At 45.7% G+C, this 17626-nt stretch carries 15 protein-coding genes; 6 read left to right on the forward strand and 9 right to left on the reverse strand.

Going from position 1 to position 17626, the window contains the following annotated elements:
• Positions 1-59: 59 nt before the first annotated feature.
• Positions 60-2291 carry a DNA helicase RecQ gene (recQ, locus tag CHA6605_RS28440; protein ID WP_015162803.1) on the forward strand — a complete coding sequence of 744 codons (2232 nt, stop codon included), beginning with the start codon at positions 60-62 and terminating at the stop codon, positions 2289-2291.
• A gap of 125 nt (positions 2292-2416) precedes the next feature.
• Here the strand turns inward: recQ and CHA6605_RS28445 are convergent, their stop codons facing one another.
• Entirely contained in the window at positions 2417-2749 is a 333-nt protein-coding gene (locus tag CHA6605_RS28445; RefSeq protein ID WP_015162804.1) for a hypothetical protein, read from the reverse strand.
• A 128-nt stretch (positions 2750-2877) separates the two neighbouring features.
• Between CHA6605_RS28445 and pyrE the strand changes: the two genes are divergently transcribed.
• The 5 genes from pyrE to CHA6605_RS28470 all read left to right on the forward strand — a co-directional run bounded on the left by pyrE (position 2878) and on the right by CHA6605_RS28470 (position 7122).
• Positions 2878-3483: an orotate phosphoribosyltransferase gene (pyrE, locus tag CHA6605_RS28450; protein ID WP_015162805.1), complete on the forward strand. Its 606-nt coding sequence runs from the start codon at positions 2878-2880 to the stop codon at positions 3481-3483.
• Positions 3484-3946: 463 nt separating this feature from the next.
• Positions 3947-5719, forward strand: coding sequence for an asparagine synthetase B family protein (locus CHA6605_RS28455; RefSeq protein ID WP_015162806.1), 1773 nt, complete (start codon positions 3947-3949; stop codon positions 5717-5719).
• A gap of 35 nt (positions 5720-5754) precedes the next feature.
• Positions 5755-5991: a hypothetical protein gene (locus CHA6605_RS28460; RefSeq protein ID WP_015162807.1), complete on the forward strand. Its 237-nt coding sequence runs from the start codon at positions 5755-5757 to the stop codon at positions 5989-5991.
• A gap of 3 nt (positions 5992-5994) precedes the next feature.
• Complete coding sequence (locus tag CHA6605_RS28465; RefSeq protein WP_015162808.1) at positions 5995-6558, forward strand: ATPase; 564 nt, start codon at positions 5995-5997, stop codon at positions 6556-6558.
• Positions 6559-6561: 3 nt separating this feature from the next.
• The gene (locus CHA6605_RS28470; protein WP_015162809.1) at positions 6562-7122 is read left to right on the forward strand and encodes a GNAT family N-acetyltransferase; all 561 of its coding nucleotides are present in this window, start codon (positions 6562-6564) and stop codon (positions 7120-7122) included.
• A gap of 468 nt (positions 7123-7590) precedes the next feature.
• Here the strand turns inward: CHA6605_RS28470 and CHA6605_RS28475 are convergent, their stop codons facing one another.
• The 8 genes from CHA6605_RS28475 to CHA6605_RS28510 form a co-directional block, all read right to left on the reverse strand.
• On the reverse strand, positions 7591-8904 hold the full coding sequence (locus CHA6605_RS28475) for a toprim domain-containing protein (protein WP_015162810.1): 1314 nt from the start codon (positions 8902-8904) through the stop codon (positions 7591-7593).
• The gene (locus CHA6605_RS28480; RefSeq protein ID WP_041548521.1) at positions 8901-10142 is read right to left on the reverse strand and encodes a diaminopimelate decarboxylase family protein; all 1242 of its coding nucleotides are present in this window, start codon (positions 10140-10142) and stop codon (positions 8901-8903) included. Before CHA6605_RS28480 ends, CHA6605_RS28475 begins: the two co-directional genes overlap by 4 nt.
• A gap of 213 nt (positions 10143-10355) precedes the next feature.
• Positions 10356-10859 (reverse strand): DUF1269 domain-containing protein, encoded by a 504-nt coding sequence (locus CHA6605_RS28485; RefSeq protein ID WP_015162812.1) that lies wholly within the window; start codon positions 10857-10859, stop codon positions 10356-10358.
• Positions 10860-11276: 417 nt separating this feature from the next.
• Positions 11277-11756, reverse strand: a complete 480-nt coding sequence (locus CHA6605_RS28490) for a universal stress protein (protein ID WP_015162813.1) — start codon at positions 11754-11756, stop codon at positions 11277-11279.
• Between the two features lie 116 nt (positions 11757-11872).
• Entirely contained in the window at positions 11873-12289 is a 417-nt protein-coding gene (locus CHA6605_RS28495; RefSeq protein ID WP_015162814.1) for a DUF1816 domain-containing protein, read from the reverse strand.
• A gap of 75 nt (positions 12290-12364) precedes the next feature.
• On the reverse strand, positions 12365-13963 hold the full coding sequence (locus CHA6605_RS28500; protein ID WP_015162815.1) for an MDR family MFS transporter: 1599 nt from the start codon (positions 13961-13963) through the stop codon (positions 12365-12367).
• A gap of 475 nt (positions 13964-14438) precedes the next feature.
• Positions 14439-15698, reverse strand: a complete 1260-nt coding sequence (locus tag CHA6605_RS28505; RefSeq protein WP_015162816.1) for an MFS transporter — start codon at positions 15696-15698, stop codon at positions 14439-14441.
• Between the two features lie 239 nt (positions 15699-15937).
• On the reverse strand, positions 15938-17392 hold the full coding sequence (locus tag CHA6605_RS28510; protein WP_015162817.1) for an HlyD family secretion protein: 1455 nt from the start codon (positions 17390-17392) through the stop codon (positions 15938-15940).
• Positions 17393-17626 lie beyond the last annotated feature (234 nt).

Here is a 17626-nt window from a genome sequence, read left to right on the forward strand (position 1 = left end):
TGACATAGCACTGTGAGTATTTCTCTCTCCCAACCCTCAACTCTCAACTCCCAACTCTTATGCTTGCTGGCTCGAACCAATTTGAAACCCTAGAACATGCCTTAAAACATTACTTCGGGTATGACGAGTTTCGATCGGGACAGCGCGAGATTATTACGACGGCTTTAGCCAATCGCGACTTGTTAGTCGTGATGCCGACAGGTGGCGGTAAGTCGTTATGTTTTCAGTTACCAGCGTTACTTAAAAACGGCGTAACGATCGTGGTTTCGCCGTTGATTGCGCTGATGCAAGACCAAGTGCAATTGCTAGCGAATAATGGCATTCCGGCGACTTTTTTGAATAGTAGTATTACTACCGAAGAAAAACGCGATCGAGTGGCGGCAATCCATAATGGTGAAATCAAACTTTTATATGTCGCTCCCGAACGATTGAATCAGGAGTTTATCAGTAACTTTTTGGTCGATTTGCACCAAGAAGTGGGGATTGCTGGCTTTGCGATCGATGAGGCGCATTGTGTTTCGGAATGGGGTCACGATTTTCGGCCAGATTATCGCAAATTAGCGCAATTACGGCATTATTTCCCGAAGGTGCCCTGGTTGGGATTGACGGCGACAGCGACCGATCGGGTACGCTCGGATATTATCAATCAGCTAGAACTGCGCGAGCCACACGTTCATATTGCCAGCTTCAACCGTCCGAATTTATATTATGAAGTTAGGCGCAAAACAACTGCACCTTATAAAGAATTACTCGCCCAAGTCAAGCAGTCGGAAGGATCGGGAATTATCTACTGTTTGAGTCGGAAGAAAGTAGACGAATTGACGACTAAACTCAAGCAAGATGGGATTAAAGTAGTACCCTATCATGCGGGATTAGATGGTGAGACTCGGACTAAAAATCAGAATAGTTTTATTCGCGATGATGTGAAGGTGATAGTCGCGACGGTTGCCTTTGGGATGGGTATTAATAAACCCGATGTGCGGTTTGTGATTCACTACGATTTGCCGCGCAATATTGAGGGTTATTATCAAGAATCGGGACGTGCGGGACGGGACGGCGAACCCGCTCATTGTACGTTGTATTTTGGGATGGGCGATATCAAGACGATCGAGTATTTAATCGCCCAAAAGGTCGATCCCGAAACGGGGATGGCTCTGGAAGACGAACAGCGTATTGCAACGCAACAATTGCGGCGGGTAATTAATTATGCCGAAGCGACGGAATGTCGGCGGATTATTCAGTTGGGTTACTTTGGCGAAAGCTTTCCTGGTAACTGCGACAATTGCGATAATTGTAAATATCCGCGCCCAATTTCGGACTGGACGATCGAAGCTCAAAAGCTGTTATCGTGCGTTTATAGATTTGGCGAACGCCATAATGGTAGAACTTTTGGACTGGCACATACGATCGATGTTTTGCGCGGTTCTAAAAATGATAAAGTCCTCAAGAACGGACACGATACCCTGTCCACTTATGGCATCGGTAAAGATCGGAGTGTCGATGAATGGCGGATGCTGGGCAGATCTTTACTGCATCAAGGTTTAGTCGATGAAACCAGCGATGGTTACTCCGTCTTGACGCTCAATGGGTTGAGTATGGAAATTCTCAAAAGCCAGCGCAAAGTTGAAATCGCCATCTCTCCCATCAAACCCAGCGTTGCAGCTAACGAAGTCAGCACCAATACCGCCGAAATTCAGGCTCTCTACAACCGCCTGCACAAACTTCGCAAACAATACGCCGATGCCAATAAAGTGGCACCTTATGTCATCTTTGCCGATTCGAGCTTGAGATTGATGGCTCAACAACAACCCCAAACCCTCGCCCAATTCGCCCAAATTTCCGGCGTAGGGGCACGAAAACTCGCTCAGTATGGGGAAATGTTTACAGGCGAAATTAGAGCCTTTAGAGCCGAATCTGGCTTGCCCGTGCTAACGGAATCCGATCCTACCCCACCACTACCCGTCAGCGCACCGACAAAAAGCGATGTTTCCCACACCCACTTGCAAACCCTGGATTTGTACAATCAAGGGTTGAGCCTAGCCGCGATTGCTAAAAAACGCTCCGTGCAGGAGAATACTATTTACGATCATCTCGTCAAATTGTTGGACTGCGGCTACGAAGTCGATCTCGATCGCATCGTACCATCCGATCGAGCTGCCGCGATCGCGCAAGCAATTACAGCAGTCGGCGACGAGAAACTCACCCCAATTAAGGCACATTTAGGCGATGACTATAGCTATGAAGAAATCAAACTAGTCAGAGCGAAGATTAAGCCGCGTAGTGGGGAGTAGGGAGTAGGGAGCGGCTCGCAGCCGGGAGGTTTCCTCCCGGATTATGCGAGACAAGACAGCGGGGAGAGGGGGAGAGAACATGGTAGTTCCAATCCAAAATCCAAAATCCCTACCCACTCATCTATCTACCGCACGGGAGGATTCTCCGACAAAGAGGTATTAAAAGGATTGGGGAGATCGCGAGTGCGAACTGGCTCGCCACCGCGTTGACGGATTAAATCTTGATAAATGCGGTTGACAGAGCGACTATCGTTGACAGCTTCTAGATCGGGATAGCTCAAACCAAACAATAATGTGAATTGACGATCGATCCCGGTATTGCGATAGATATCGCCAGATTGCTCGAATACAGCGCGGCTCATGGCATCGGAAATCGACTCAGCCTGTGCGGAAGATGCCAAACAGCCAGTCGCAGCCGCAGCTAAAGCGATGCAGCAGATAGTTTTTAATTGCTTCATGGTTAAACCTCTATATCACTTGTTTACTTTATTCACTCGATCGAGGACTGCATCGGGAATAATTAGATCGAGATCGTCGCTAGTCGCTAGGATAAGATCTAACTTCCAATCTCTCAATATCTAAAATTATGCAGTCACCTGTTGGCAATATTCCCTATCCGACGATCGATCTAACTATTTTGCGCCAACATCTGCTTGACTTGCTGTGTCAGTTGGCTTATAAAGAGGGCGATTTCACCCTCTCTTCCGGCCAAAAAAGTACTTATTATATCAATGGCAAACAAGTTACGCTCCACCCCGAAGGATCTGTCGCCACTGGGCGGATCTTACTCTCGATGCTACCAGATGATACCGATGCCGTGGCAGGTTTGACACTCGGAGCAGATCCGATCGTGTCTTCAGTGAGCGTAATATCTGTATATGAGGGCAAATCTATTCCCGCCTTAATTATCCGCAAAGAAGCCAAGGGACACGGGACCCAAGCCTATATCGAAGGCGCAACTCTCAAACCAGGTGCCAATGTTGTCGTCTTAGAAGATGTGGTGACTACCGGACAATCGGCGATGAAGGCGGTAGAAAGACTCAGAGCGGCAGGTTATACTGTCGATCGAGTATTAACATTAGTCGATCGCGAACAAGGTGGTGCTGAGTTTTACGCCAGTCAGGGGTTAAACTTCGAGACGATATTTACTATTAAAGATTTACAAGCTAGGTATCGAGAACTGGGGCTTTAGGCTTTAGGTTTTAGGTTTTTGGCTTTAGGCTTTAGGCTTTAGGCTTTAGGCTTTAGGGTTGGAGAGAGCCAGAAAAGCCCCCCTTTAGAAGGCTACGGTGTATACACAAGTATGGTTGACTTCGTTTTTAGATCTAAATCCCCCAAACCCCCTTAAGAAGGCTACCGTGTATACACAAGTCTGATTGACTTCGTTTCTAGATCTAAATCCCCCAAACCCCCTTAAAAAGCTTGCTCAGATCCGGTCAAAGTCCCCCTTTTTAAGGGGGATTTAGCGGCTCCCGTAACTCCTTTGGAGTGGCTGCGCCAACGTCGGGTTCCCCGACGGATTAGGGAGACAAGACAGGGGGATTTCTAGGGTTTTCGCTTTTATCCAGACTTGTGTAACGGTAGCTTTAGAAGGGGGGGTTGGGGGGGAACACGGGATTTCGATCGCCACAGATAAAATTTACAGGCTCGTCTAGATGCTATTCGGACGGAATAAAAAGCAAGCAACCCCCTTACCTTTCCCACGCTGGTTGGTTTCTGTTGGCGAAGCAGGCGGGTGGACTTCTTGGTTTCCTTATCCGATTCCGTCGGGAATCGTTCATTGCAAACCGCCGCACTGGTGTTCGCAACTCGATATTCAATCGACATGGTGTCGAGACAATTTTGGGATTCATCGAGCCGCGACTGGCTGCTGGGCACTCAGTCCCAGTGGTAGATTTATGCTCGTGGGGGACGTGTGGTTGAGCAACCGTCAGGAGTTGCTAGCAACATTGCAGATTGCCTCAGATCTCCCCGATATCGAACTCCTGGCGCAACTTTGGGATAAATGGCAACTCGATACGCCCCGCCAGCTCCAAGGGATGTTTGGCTTAGTTGTCTGCGATATCGAAGCGGAGCAAATCTCGATCGTCCGCGATCCGGTGGGGGCGAGAACCGTTTATTATACTGCTGGCAAAACTTGGTGGATCGTACCTCAACTTAGCAGTCTAAATCCTTATCGATCCGATCGATTAGATCCGATCGCCTTACGCGATTATCTGACTTGTTCGTTTGTCCCTGGGGAGCGGACGATGTGGCAGGATGTACGGGAAATTCGTCCAGGAACCATCCTCAAATTGCCCGGAGAGCAAATCGTATCCTACTGGCAATTACAACAGCAGGTGGTCGATTTGGAGTCTTTAGAGTGGCATGGCGATAGATTGCGATCGCAATTAGAACTAGTCATGAGGGAATATTTACCCACACAGGAATCTGTGGGTGTGTTTCTATCAGGCGGATTGGATTCGAGTTGCATTACGGCTCTAGCTACCCAATTACACGATGCCCCCATTCATACTTATTCGATTCATTTTGGTGCCGAATGTGCCAATGAATTGGAGTTTTCGAGCCTAGTCGCCAATCATTGTCAAACCCACCATCACATCTTAGAAATTACCTTCCAAGATATGTGGGACAAATTGCCGGAAACGATGGCATATTTAGACGATCCGATCGGCGATCCGTTGACAGTTCCTAATTTATTAGTCGGACGATTAGCCAGTCAGGATGTATCGATTACCCTCAATGGTGAAGGTGGCGATCCATGTTTTGGTGGCCCCAAAAATCAACCAATGTTAATCGATAGTTTATATAATACAGGCAATAATTACGACCCTTTGCAAGCTTATCTAATCTCATTCCAAAAGTGTGCGGGAGATTTGCCGCAATTACTCAAGCCAGATATTTGGCAACAAGTTCAGCAACCGTGGATTTTTGAAGCAGACTTAAATTCAGACATGAGTTTTCTGAATCGGTTGATGGCTCTAAATATCAAATTCAAAGGTGCCGATCAGATCTTGACTAAAGTAAATAATCTCACTCAGGCGGCTGGAGTGCAAGGTCGATCGCCATTATTTGACAGGCGGATTGTCGAGCTGAGTATGACTATTCCCCCAGAATATAAACTCTCAGGCATCAGGGAAAAAGCCGTATTAAAACAAGCAGTTGCAGATTTATTACCAGCCGCAATAATCGATCGACCCAAAAGTGGCATGATGGTACCAGTCCAACTCGGTTTTCGGAAATATTGGCAACGTCAGGCTCGATCGATTTTACTAAATCGGCACGCATTAATTACACCATATATCGATCGAGATCTAATTAAAGAATGGTTGAGTTTTCGCGGCGACGTGTGGGGTAGATATGGCGTGAAATTATGGTTGTTAGTTAGTTTGGAAATGTGGCTACAGGCGAATTATAATCGGAAGTAGGGAAGCAGTATAAAATAAATCGGGAGAAAATTGCCATGACTTCGACAACACCAAATATTAGTCCGATCGAAAGCACTGAAGCAATGGCTCGCAGAATCGAGGCTGCCGCTCAAAAACAAGTTGCAGAAGATATCGCTCGTCTGAAAGCAATGGGTAAGCCAATTCACTATATAATCGGTCAAAAATTAGTGAGAGAAGAAGCTAATGGGCAAAAATTTGAGATTCAGATTGGAGTAGATGGCACCGTAGAAATTATTGGTGAGCTTATTTAAATCGTGCCAATCCTCACTATTATTGCCGGAGCCAATGGATCTGGTAAATCGACACTAACAAAGCGGATTGCTGGCGATATCTCACTCATCGATCCTGACGCAATCGCCAAAGAAATCGATCCACTCAATCCATCATCTGCTGCAATTGCGGCAGCTCGGCAAGCTCTAATCCTTTGCCAACAGTATACCCGAGCGGAGCAAAGCTTCACGATCGAAACGACACTGGCTGGTAATACCTACCTTAATCTGATGCGTGAGGTAAAACAGCGAGGATGGACAGTTGAGCTAATTTACATCGGTATCGATAATCCTAACATTAATGTTTTACGCGTTGGCGATAGAGTTACTCTAGGCGGTCATGATGTGCCGAGGTTTGATATTTTACGCCGCTATGAACGTAGCCTTAATAACCTAATTAAAGCTGCTAAAATCGTCGATAAATTGACTCTATATGATAATTCTACCAGTGCCGGACATCAATTAGTAGCAATACGCGATCGAGAGCAAACAACTCTCTATATGCAAGAATTACCTGGATGGCTCGATCGATCGAATTTAAATCTATAAATTATGGCAGAACTAATCGAATTTGAAACTGAGCGACTGCGGTTGCGCCAATGGCTTGAATCAGATCGAGATCTGTTTGCTCGACTCTGTGCCGATCCGCAAGTGATGGAATTTTATCCTAGTCTACTCGATCGAGCCGCTAGCGATGCAATGGTCGATCGAGTTCAAACATTAATACGCGATCGCGGTTGGGGCTTATGGGCGGTAGAATTAAAGGCAGATGATGAATTCATCGGATATGTCGGTTTGCACGTCCCTACGGCTAATTTACCCTGCTCTCCATGCGTAGAAATTGGGTGGAGATTGGCATCGGCATATTGGGGTAAAGGCTACGCATCAGAGGCGGCTAGAGATGTATTAAAGGTGGGATTCGATCGACTCAAGCTGCCAGAAATCGTCTCTTTTACTGCTACTCTCAATCGCCGTTCTTATACTTTAATGGAACGTCTGGGGATGATTCGCGATGCTGAAACATTCGAGCATCCTAGCGTTCCCATTGGGCATCCACTTCGAGAACATTACCTCTATCGATTATCGAGAGAGCAATGGCAATTCGATCGATAAAATAACGCATTCGGCGATTTTTTTAATCTTTTACTTGGCAGAATGAAGACAGCCTATTTAAGATACATCCTAGAAAATAAATAGATAAGATAGTATTTTTCGTCCACCCAAAAGTAAAACTAGCGACTGAGCGTAGATGCCCAAAACATAAAGCAACATGAGATTAGTATCCCAGTAGCAATAAAAAATCGATGTTTGCCAAAGGGAGTTGCATCATAGTGCAGGCGGGGACGATTAATACCCCGATAAATGAATGAGTAGTCCTGATGCGATAGTTATTAGATTGTAAAATCAGTGCAGGAATGAGGTAATCGATATCTGGTATAGATGCGATCGTAATTAGCCCAGCTAGCCACGGTAAATTATGCCGAATCGATCGATCTTAACGAATTGGCTGCAACTCGATCGTTGTCAGATATACTATCAAACCTGCCAAACTATGACCGACAAATGATGACATAATAATCTCTAACCAAAACTTTCGACAGTATAAAAACCAGGACTATTATTGATAATTATCATGTCGCCACCCTCAACTACTGCTAATTCCCGACTTTCATTTATCGCGCGTTGTAAAATCTGGATGAGCTTTTGAGGGGAGAAAGATTCTAAGTCTAGATAGCAACCAGCATCGAGCCATACTAATTCGTCGGGATTGAGACTGGCGCGAATCTCTGGAGCTAGTTGCTGAGAGGTTAGTGCGGAGGCGTCAGATTGCGGCGTCATCACATCGGTATTTACCATAATTTGGCGCGGTAGAATACCGACATCGATAATCGGAATCTCTGGATTAGGAAACCAAGCTTCTTCGCGCAGACGATGAATTAATCTCACACCAGTCGGCGAACAATTATGCAGAGCATAAACTTTGAGATCGGCATTTCGGTACAGCATCTCCATAGTGGTGGTGAAGATGCTTTGGGGATAACCATCGATCGTCAGAATCGCACAGTTATTTTCAAAGTGGAAATTATTACTAATTAATAATTGGGCAACTTCTGGAGTATCGCAGATAACTACGCGATCGAAACTATAAGCAGTAACTTCGGGATTTGGGGCAGCAGGTAAGCTAGCTAGTTGCGGTGGTGATAAAATCTTTTCTGGTGAGTTATTAATGCTATTCCATTTGGCAAGCCAAGCTTCAAAATCAGTAGACTTAACTAAAAAATCATCAAATATGTTGCTCTGTTTGCGTTTGCGATCCCAACTCAGCCAAATTGCAACTAATCCCAAACCGATCGAACCAATAATTACTACAGAGGATTTTAAGATAATCCCGATTGGTAATCCAATTAATATGAGTATAGCTGAGATTGCAGTAAGCGTTTTAATATTTTGCTGGCGACTGCGCCGATTGAGATGGCGAGAAAGTGCATTTTGAGCTACCACCCAAATTAAACCAGCAGCAACTAAGCTAAACACAATTGGTGCAACTCGTTCTAAAGGTATGCGAAAAAAACCACTCAACCAAAAACTGAAAAATATTGCCGGAAATGAGCTACAGCCGATCGATAAAATGGGATTATCTGTAAAATTACCCCGACTCAATCGCGATCGTAGTCGTTTATCTAGTAAATAATAAAGTTGTCTGGGAGTAAAGAATAGCGTGTTATTTGCTGATGTATCGGCGATTAACTTTGCGAAAAATGGATCGGTTAATCGCGTCTGCGTTGGCATTGCTGTCGGCTCGAAGGCAAAGGGATGATTGCAACTCTTGCATCTACCCATATTCGCGGTGCGATCTTTGAGGTTATTATCGGTATTGCAGTTAATACATTTCACGATCGATCCTCCTCAAAGATTTGATTGGTTAATAAAGTAAGATAATCTTCTCGCAGTCTGATGAGTCGATGCAGATTGCCCTCTAATAATACTTCTGCTGGGCGCGGACGATTGAGAAAGTGGGAAGACATCGCATAACCGTAAGCTCCGACATCCTGAATAGCAATAATATCGCCAATTTTGAGTCGCGGTAGCTGACAATTGCGCCCCAAATAATCGCGCGAATACGTAGTATTTCCGCAGACATCGGTGGTAAATAATTCGTCGCTATTTTGCCAGCTAATAATGTCTCGATAGCCACCATGTACCGATGGTACCGAGAGATTTGCCACGGTAGTATCGACACCAAGGATCTGTTTTTCTCCCTGCCATTTAGTTGAAACTACCCGCGCTAATAATACAGCACAACCCGCGATCGCCGCGCGTCCGGGTTCGATCGTTAATTGAATCTGTTTATCTAACTTGGCGAGTTTTTCAGTTAATATGTGCCCAAATTCCTGCCAATCAAAAGCTGCTTTGTCATGACGATACGGATAGCCAAATCCACCGCCGAAATCTAAATAAGCTAGATCTGGTAGCTGCATCGCGATCGTTAAAAGCGTGTCAATGGCATCTGTAAACGCCTGTGTCGCATTTGTACCCGTACCGCGATAGAAATGTAATCCTTCAATAGTTAAACCCGCTTGACGGGCGATCTCATTGGCTCGCTCGAATTCATCGGGATGCACGCCGATGCGACTTTCGCCAGTTAAAGCTGGGAAGTTCAAGCGCAATCCCAGTCGAGGTTGTGGATATACGGCAGTGTAAGGATTTACAAAAGTTTCCCGCACGGCTATCAAAGTCTCAAGTTGGCTCAGACTATCCAAATTAAGCGAGTGAATCTCCCATGCCAAAATATCCCGCAGTTCGGATCGATCGAGATTGCTGCCACTATACACGATCCGATCCGGTGTAAAACCAGCAACTAGAGCCAGATGTATATCTCCTGGCGTATTGGCATGAATGCCCCAACCTTTGTTTTTAAAAACCTGGAGAAGGGCAACATTCCCATTAGTAACGCTAGCAAACTGAAACTGGGTGTCGGGATAGGGAATCGAGTTGGTAATATGCTCGATCGTGTCACAGAGTCGATCGAGTTGGTAGACATATAACGGCGAACCATAGACAGAGACTAACTCTTGCGCTGTAGACAGCGAAAATGGCAGAAAATCGTTATGGTGATGTTGGTGTCGCTCCATGTATCGATCTGCTTGGAGTATCGATCGCAGCATAGCATTAACTTTCTGTTTTGCTGGCGCAGGTGTCTTTTCAATAAGCTTTAATCGGGTGATGAATTACCCACAAAAATCAGGGTAGGGGTAATTCATGAATTACCCCTACCCTGATTTTTGCAATCTATGTCGATATATCGATCGAACTGACGATCGAGCTATTCAATTTAATCTAGACGATTAAGAAGCAGATAGAGCTGGTTCGCCTTTACTCAGAGCTGCTTGGAGTTTTGCTTCATCTTCTTTAGATAGCGAAGTGCGTAAAACTTTGCCTTCAAATTTGCTCAAGTTTTCCAGTACGCGATCGGGTGTAGATTTGCGTACTAGTACGAAGATTGCCGAAGTTCCTGGCTCGATCGTGCTGCCGAGATCGCGCATGAAATTATCATCGATCCCGATATCGCTCAATGCACCAGAGAGTGCCCCAGCCGCCGCGCCAACCAAAGCAAAAATGGGATTGAAGAAGAGGACACTCAATAAAAGTCCCCAGTAACTACCACTGATAGCACCAGCAGCAACTAGTTCTTGTGCTTGCTTAATTTTGACTTTACCTTCTTGATTTCTGATGACAATAGCAGCATCTTCTAAGTCAACTAAGTACTCAGATTGAAGTCTTCTTAGTTCGTTCATTACCTCATCTGCTTTGAACTCGTCTTTAAACCCGACAACAATTAAGTCGCTCATTTTACGATCCTTTAGTTATTTTTTTTGTTACGAACTTTGCAATTATAAAAAACACTTAGCAGTTATCCTCTCCTCCAACAGATAGAGATTCTTACCATTTTGGATTGGGGATTGCGGATGGTGGATTAGGAAAACTTTGCTGCAATGGGAGTCCGCGAGCCGATCGATCGCCAGTGTTTGTTAAATTGGGATAACTTGCAAATACTTTCTACGCTGCCATTGCCATATTCACAGTCCTAGAGGCATTTGAGACAGGCATCAATGCAGGCTTCGAGTTGAGAATTTCGAGATTGAGTTGCAGTCATAAGATTACTCCTGAAGACATCGCTCGATATTTGAACTTCTACACTCTCTAGTTACGCCGATATGCGATCGAGAATAGATCGCTCGATCGATAGAGAAATTTAGGTGCTCAATTTAATACTCTCGAACCACCATTACCGAGCAGGGTGCATGGTGTAAAACATAGCTACTAGTGCTGCCCAATAACATTTCACTCAACCGCGATTTCTGGTGGCTGCCAATCACAATTAACTCAGCAGCGAGATCTCTGGCAGTATCACAAATTACTCGTCCAGATTCACCAAAATTTTGAAGAATTTCGGCAGGGACTTGACGATTTTGTGCCTGTTTTGCATAAAGCTGGAGGCGTTCTGTACCTTGTCTTTCGTAGTCTTGCCCCTCTGTTGGCGATTGTTGGATATTCAAGTCGTTGGCGATTGGTGAAATTCCCATCAACGAAGAATTACCTACTAATTCGAGACTGGTTGGTACTGGATGGAGAACGTGTAAGATCGCGATCTTGGCACCAAGTTTCTCCGCCAGCAGCAATCCAGTCTCGAAGATTTGATGTGCTTCTGAAGAGTCGCCAGTGGCGATTAAAATTTTTTGCAACATGAAGTTGATGATTTAGATTCGGTAAGGAACTGAAAATAGACGATCGAACGCGTTCGATTGTTTTTAAAAAGCGGTCGAACCCGATCGAGCTGCATCGTAACAAAATTTTGATTTATTTAAACGGCCTTGGCGTCGTCCCACTCTATTGTTAATCGATCGGGTTTACAGCGTTTAATCTGAGTCTGGATTCCTTGGGCAGACTCATTCTCTAAATCTTGTATGTATCCCATAATCGCTCGATTTGCTGCTTCAGCATCTGCAAATGGGCCAAAATAGTAAGTACATCTAGGCCGATTTGTCACTACTTCCACCCACCAAGCCTGACCAAAAAAATCTAAAACATTCGTCCAAATTTCCGAAATTCGATCGAGGATATCATTGCTTGAGATTCGAGTTTTCATTAATATTATTAATAGATTGGTGTCTGTTGTTACGATCGATGCGTCATCGTAGTTCTTACTCATCCGATCGTAACTGTTGTTATCAGTCGATACATCACTCGATCGATGTAATTTTAACGTTCCATTTGACATATATTCTTCGTTAGATAGAAGGCAGAGGGTAGGCTTTAGGGAAAAGGGGAAATAAACTACATTACCCATCCATTCCTAATGCCCTCCAGCAGCACCAGCACCTGGTTTAACTTTTTTGATAAATAAAATTGCCACTCCACTCAATAGCAAAGCAAACCCAATAAAGTAAAAACAATCGTTAAAAGCTAAGACAAAAGACTCGCGGCGCAGGATAGTATCGATCGATTTAAGGGCGCGAGCTTGGGCTGTGAGCAAATCGGCACCTCTGCTGACAAATAATTGAGTCAACTCATCGATGCGCTGCTGAGTGGCAGGATTGTATAGAGACACGCCTTCACCCAAGCGATTGGAATGAAACTGTTCGCGTTGTGTCAACAAAGTCCCCAGAGCAGCAATCCCAAACGAACCGCCCAAATTTCGCATCATATTAAACAAACCACTCGCCGAACCCGCTTGCTCCTTGGGCAGTCCAGCGGTAGCCACACCAGATAGCGGTACCATAATTAGTGGTTGTCCCAACGCGCGAACTAGTTGCGACCAGCGCAGTTGCTCGATCCCAGTCAGATTGGTCAGGTCGGAATTCATAAAACAACTGACTGAAAATAAACTAATCCCCACAGCAATCACCAATCGGGTGTCGACGATTTGAATGAGTTTAGGAACTAATGGAATTATAAATAGTTGCGGTATCCCCGCCCACATTAATACCTCACCAATTTGGAGAGCGTTATATTGTTGAATCTGCGCTAGATACAACGGCAAAATGTAAATAGAACCATACAGCCCCACTCCCAAACAGACATTAATAATACTTGCCAATCCAAAATTGCGATTGAGTACCAGTCGTAAGTTAATAAATGGTTGCTTGCGAGTCAGTTCGATCCAGAAAAATATCGATAAGAAAACGACCGCAGTTATGCCCAGGTTGAGAATAAATCCCGAACTAAACCAATCTTTACGAGCACCTTCTTCTAAAACTACTTGCAAAGATGCCAACCCGATCGCCATAGACAGAATGCCCCACCAATCGCCTTGTTTGAGCAATTCTGGTTGCGGTGGTTGTTGCTTAATGCCGTACCAAACACCCGCCAGTAATAATAAACCGGGAATAACATTGAGATAGAAAATATAATGCCAACTTAAGTTATTTGTCAGCCACCCACCCAAAGTTGGCCCGATCGAAGGTGCAAATGTTGCAGTCAGACCAAACAAAGCTAGCCCTACAGGCTGTTTGGCGGGCGGTAGACTCACTAACATGTTGGTAAATGCCATCGGAATCAAAATCCCTCCCGTTGCCCCCTGCAAGGCGCGAAAGGCAATCATCGATGACAGATCCCAAGCCGAAGCACAGCATACTGAAAAGAAGATAAACAGTGCCGCATTGACTAAAATATAGCGGCGGATCGAGAATACCTGGGACAACCACCCAGTCAAGGGAATCACCACGATCTCCGCCACCAAATAAGCAGTAGAAATCCACGAACCCTCCTCCAATGTCGCCCCCAGAGCTGCCTGAATATCCTGGAGTGAGGAGTTGGTAATTTGAATATCCAACACCGCCATAAATGCGCCGAGCATACTCGCAGCGACCCCAATCCAAGTTCGCAACGGCACTCGATCGGGTTGAATGCTAGGATGTTGACGTCGATCGTCGATCGCCCTCGAATTTGCCATAACTTTTACTCCAGAAATTGTCTGAAAACTAGATATAGAGGTGCAAACAACCTTCCTTGGTGCTGTCTAAGTTTGGTAGAGTTACTGCGGAAATCTACCCACCCCGCCCTACGGGCACCCCTCCCAGGAGGGGATTTTCCATCCCAGCCCTCCGATGTAAAGCTCCCTCGATCGGGCTATCTATTACTTACAGATCGATGACTGGGCACTAATGCGTAGCGCGCTACGCTACGCACAAATAAACCCTTCGGAGGGGGTTTGGGGGAAGCGGCGCATCGAACGGCAGGGAACCTCCCGTTTGTGTGCGACAAGACAGCGGGCGTCCCCCAACGGGGGGCTGGGAGGATGTCTCCCCCAGATCCGGGTTCTATAGCACCAGCAACTTACAACTAAGCACTAGTCCAAACAATCCGTGGGTAACTTAAGAAGGGGGGATTAGAGAGTAACTTAACCTCAAACGTAGCCACCCTAACAACTAGTCGATGATACCTTTGCGATGGTAAATTTCGCGGACTATTTTTCCTAATGCTGGTAATTGTCGGCTGAAGTAAAACGATCCTAACAAACAAGCACTGCCAGCAATAATTAATGTCGGCGTAACACCAATGCGATCGGCCAAAGTACCACCCAAAAGATTGCCAAATGGCACCACTCCCAGAAAAGACATCGTATAAATACTCATCACGCGTCCGCGCTTATCATCATCGATAATTGTCTGTAAAACGGTATTACCAGACGCAATTTGTAAAATCGTCCCCAAACCAATAAAGAACATTGCCAGCAAGGATAGCGGCAAATAACGGGAGATTGAAAAGACAATCAAACCCATTCCCAATAATGCTGGCCCCAACACAATTAATTTACCCAAGCCCACTACCGTTTTGCGCGTAACTAAATAAATCCCACCCGATATCGCACCTACTCCCGAAGCTGCCATCAAAAAGCCTAAAGTTTGGGCATCGCCTTTGAGAATTTTATCGGCAAAAACTGGGACGAGTACGGTATATTGCATCCCCAAAAAACTGACGATCGCCGAGAGCAGTAAAATAGCTCTAATTGGCGGACAGCCAAAGGCATAAGTAAATCCATCTTTAATTCTTTCCAACGGGCTGCCAGTAATTACTGGCATTTTCTTGGGTTTGAATCGCATCGCTAATAAAGCGGTAATTACGGCAATATAACTAACGCCATCGATTAAAAAACAATAAGCTTCTCCCACTCTAGCAATCAACAATCCCCCGATTGCAGGGCCGACCAAGCGCGCGCCATTAAACATTGTCGAATTAATCGCGATCGCATTGGCCAAATCTTCCGGTCGATCGACTAATTCGGTAACAATTGCTTGTCTGGCTGGTGCATCTATCGCATTAATCATACCTTGAAATAAGCTCAAAACCAGCAAATGCCAGATTTGAACCACGCCAGTTAAAGCCAGCGCAGCCAATGTTAATGATTGTACCATCGCCAAAATTTGGGTAACGATTAAGATCCGTTGGCGCGGGAATCGATCGACCAATACGCCCCCAAAAGGTGTTAGCAAAAAGTTAGGAATTTGGCTGGTAAATCCCACTATGCCCAGCATTAAAGCCGAGCTAGTGAGATGATAAACCAGCCACACTGTCGCGATTTGCGTCATCCAGGTACCAATGAGTGAGATCCCCTGTCCGGCAAAAAACAACTGATAATTTCGCGATCTCAGAGCTGGTGGTAGATATTTGGAGTCGATTGCTTGCATGTCATATTAGCGGCTTAGTGGTCTTGGGCGGGGCATTGGGAGCGGGGAGCAAAGTGAGGACTACCTGGGTTTTCGATCGCCAAAGAAGGGTTTGTGAAGCGGATTTAGGATGAAAGACAATCTTCCAACTCATGCTGCCTACTACTAGTACAAAACGGCGTAAACGAAGCTACCAATAATAATTGCCCCATTTGCCCCGCTCCCCACCGAACTAGTAACTAGATTTAAGCCGTAGACTACTAGTTGGTTTCTACCGTAACTTCAGCAGACATCCCTGGAGCTAGCCGCGTTTGATAGCCTTTCATACTATTGGGATCGAGTCTGATTTTGACTGGAATCCGTTGGACTACTTTGGTAAAATTACCAGTTGCATTATCAGGTGGTAAGAGTGAAAATTGCGCGCCAGAAGCAGGCGAAACGCTATCTATATAGCCTTTAAATAAATGGCTGGGGAAAGCATCTAACTTAACTTCCACCGCTTGTTTCGGCTTCATCTTATTGAGTTGAGTTTCTTTGAAATTTGCTACTACCCAATAATCATTGTCCACAACTGCCATTAGTGGCGAGCCAGCTTGAATCCGGTTGCCGACTTCTACATTTTTGCGACCGATGCGTCCGTTGCTGACAGCCGTAATATTTACGTAAGATAGCTGCAATTGAGCATCTTTGAGGGCGGCTTGAGATTGGGCAATGGCCGATTGTGCCGCTGCATACTGGCTGCGGCTGACGGTGGTTTGTTGACCGCTGGCTGTGGCTTGTTGCAAGCCACCTCTAGAAGCTGCAAGTTTTGCTCTGGCACTAGTAATCCCTTCTTGGGCTTGTGCCAGTTTAGATTGAGCTTGTGCTACCCCAACTTTGGCGGCGGCTAATCGGGCTTGGGCTTGTTGCACGCCTTGGAGTGCGGAGCTTTTTTGACCCTGGGCGACTGCATAGGCGGCTCTGGCTGTATCCAATTGCTGACCGGAAATCGCCCCCGATTTGAACAAGCTATTATAGCGATTGAAGTCAGCTTGAGCTTTTTGGAGATTGGCGTCGGCTTGCGCTACCTGCGATTGTGCCAGTGGAATACCAGCTTCTGCTTCTTGAACGGCGGCTTGCGCTGCGGGAATACCAGCGCGTGCTTCCGCCACGACGGCTTGTGCTGTCGAAATTCCCGCTTGAGCGGTGCTAACATCACCCTGCGCCTGACTGGTTTTACCTGTAGTCGTTTGGGACGCGAGCGCGATATTCGCTCGAGCGGCATTTGCCTGACGTTTTGCCGATTCTAGTGCGGCTTGGGCTTGCTGCACCTTATTTTCGTAGTCTTTAGGATCGAGCTTGATTAATAATTGTCCGGGTTTGACTTGCTGGTTGTCATTTACCATCACCTCTGTCACCGTGCCTGCAATTTTGCTGCTGATTTGGTGAATATGTCCGTAAACAGCGGCATTATCTGTCGTCTCGTGGGTGGAGATAAATTCCCAGTATCGATAACCAAATATCCCCGCAACTGTCGCACCGATGCCCAATCCTGCCAAAATCAGCGCGAGCCGCTGATTGCGCTTGCTCGCTGGTTTTTCGCTTTGTGGCACTACAAAGGGAGTCTCTGTCTCGACTTTGGCTGGTGGCACTATTGTATTTAGCAGATTTGTATCTAAATTGTGACTGTCAAGGTTATGACCATTTTGTTCGCTGGCTGTCGTTGTGCTTTGCATAAAGATCGCCTAGTTAAATTAATTGAGAATTGAGAATTGGGTTCTTAAGTTATTAAGTGGCAGACCCAGTAGTGTGACGACCAGACTAAAACTGTGGGGAAAGCGATCGTCAAAGTATTACTAGCTGTTACTTTCATGTCTTAAATGCCCACATTTTTAGTCTGTTCGCGCCAGTAGGGTGGGGAGTTCCCACCAAGTAGGTTTCAGGTACGATCTGTTTGATAAATATTGGCG

This window comes from Chamaesiphon minutus PCC 6605 (genome assembly GCF_000317145.1).
Taxonomy (GTDB): domain Bacteria; phylum Cyanobacteriota; class Cyanobacteriia; order Cyanobacteriales; family Chamaesiphonaceae; genus Chamaesiphon; species Chamaesiphon minutus.

Bases quoted from the DNA above. Each gene is read 5' to 3' on its own strand.
- CHA6605_RS28455 (WP_015162806.1), top strand. From the start codon at position 3,947: ATGCTATTCGGACGGAATAAAAAGCAAGCAACCCCCTTACCTTTCCCA.
- CHA6605_RS28500 (WP_015162815.1), bottom strand. From the start codon at position 13,963: ATGGCAAATTCGAGGGCGATCGACGATCGACGTCAACATCCTAGCATT.
- CHA6605_RS28490 (WP_015162813.1), bottom strand. From the start codon at position 11,756: ATGTTGCAAAAAATTTTAATCGCCACTGGCGACTCTTCAGAAGCACAT.
- CHA6605_RS28495 (WP_015162814.1), bottom strand. From the start codon at position 12,289: ATGTCAAATGGAACGTTAAAATTACATCGATCGAGTGATGTATCGACT.
- CHA6605_RS28470 (WP_015162809.1), top strand. From the start codon at position 6,562: ATGGCAGAACTAATCGAATTTGAAACTGAGCGACTGCGGTTGCGCCAA.
- CHA6605_RS28445 (WP_015162804.1), bottom strand. From the start codon at position 2,749: ATGAAGCAATTAAAAACTATCTGCTGCATCGCTTTAGCTGCGGCTGCG.
- CHA6605_RS28460 (WP_015162807.1), top strand. From the start codon at position 5,755: ATGACTTCGACAACACCAAATATTAGTCCGATCGAAAGCACTGAAGCA.
- CHA6605_RS28485 (WP_015162812.1), bottom strand. From the start codon at position 10,859: ATGAGCGACTTAATTGTTGTCGGGTTTAAAGACGAGTTCAAAGCAGAT.
- CHA6605_RS28480 (WP_041548521.1), bottom strand. From the start codon at position 10,142: ATGGAGCGACACCAACATCACCATAACGATTTTCTGCCATTTTCGCTG.
- recQ (WP_015162803.1), top strand. From the start codon at position 60: ATGCTTGCTGGCTCGAACCAATTTGAAACCCTAGAACATGCCTTAAAA.
- CHA6605_RS28510 (WP_015162817.1), bottom strand. From the start codon at position 17,392: ATGCAAAGCACAACGACAGCCAGCGAACAAAATGGTCATAACCTTGAC.
- pyrE (WP_015162805.1), top strand. From the start codon at position 2,878: ATGCAGTCACCTGTTGGCAATATTCCCTATCCGACGATCGATCTAACT.
- CHA6605_RS28505 (WP_015162816.1), bottom strand. From the start codon at position 15,698: ATGCAAGCAATCGACTCCAAATATCTACCACCAGCTCTGAGATCGCGA.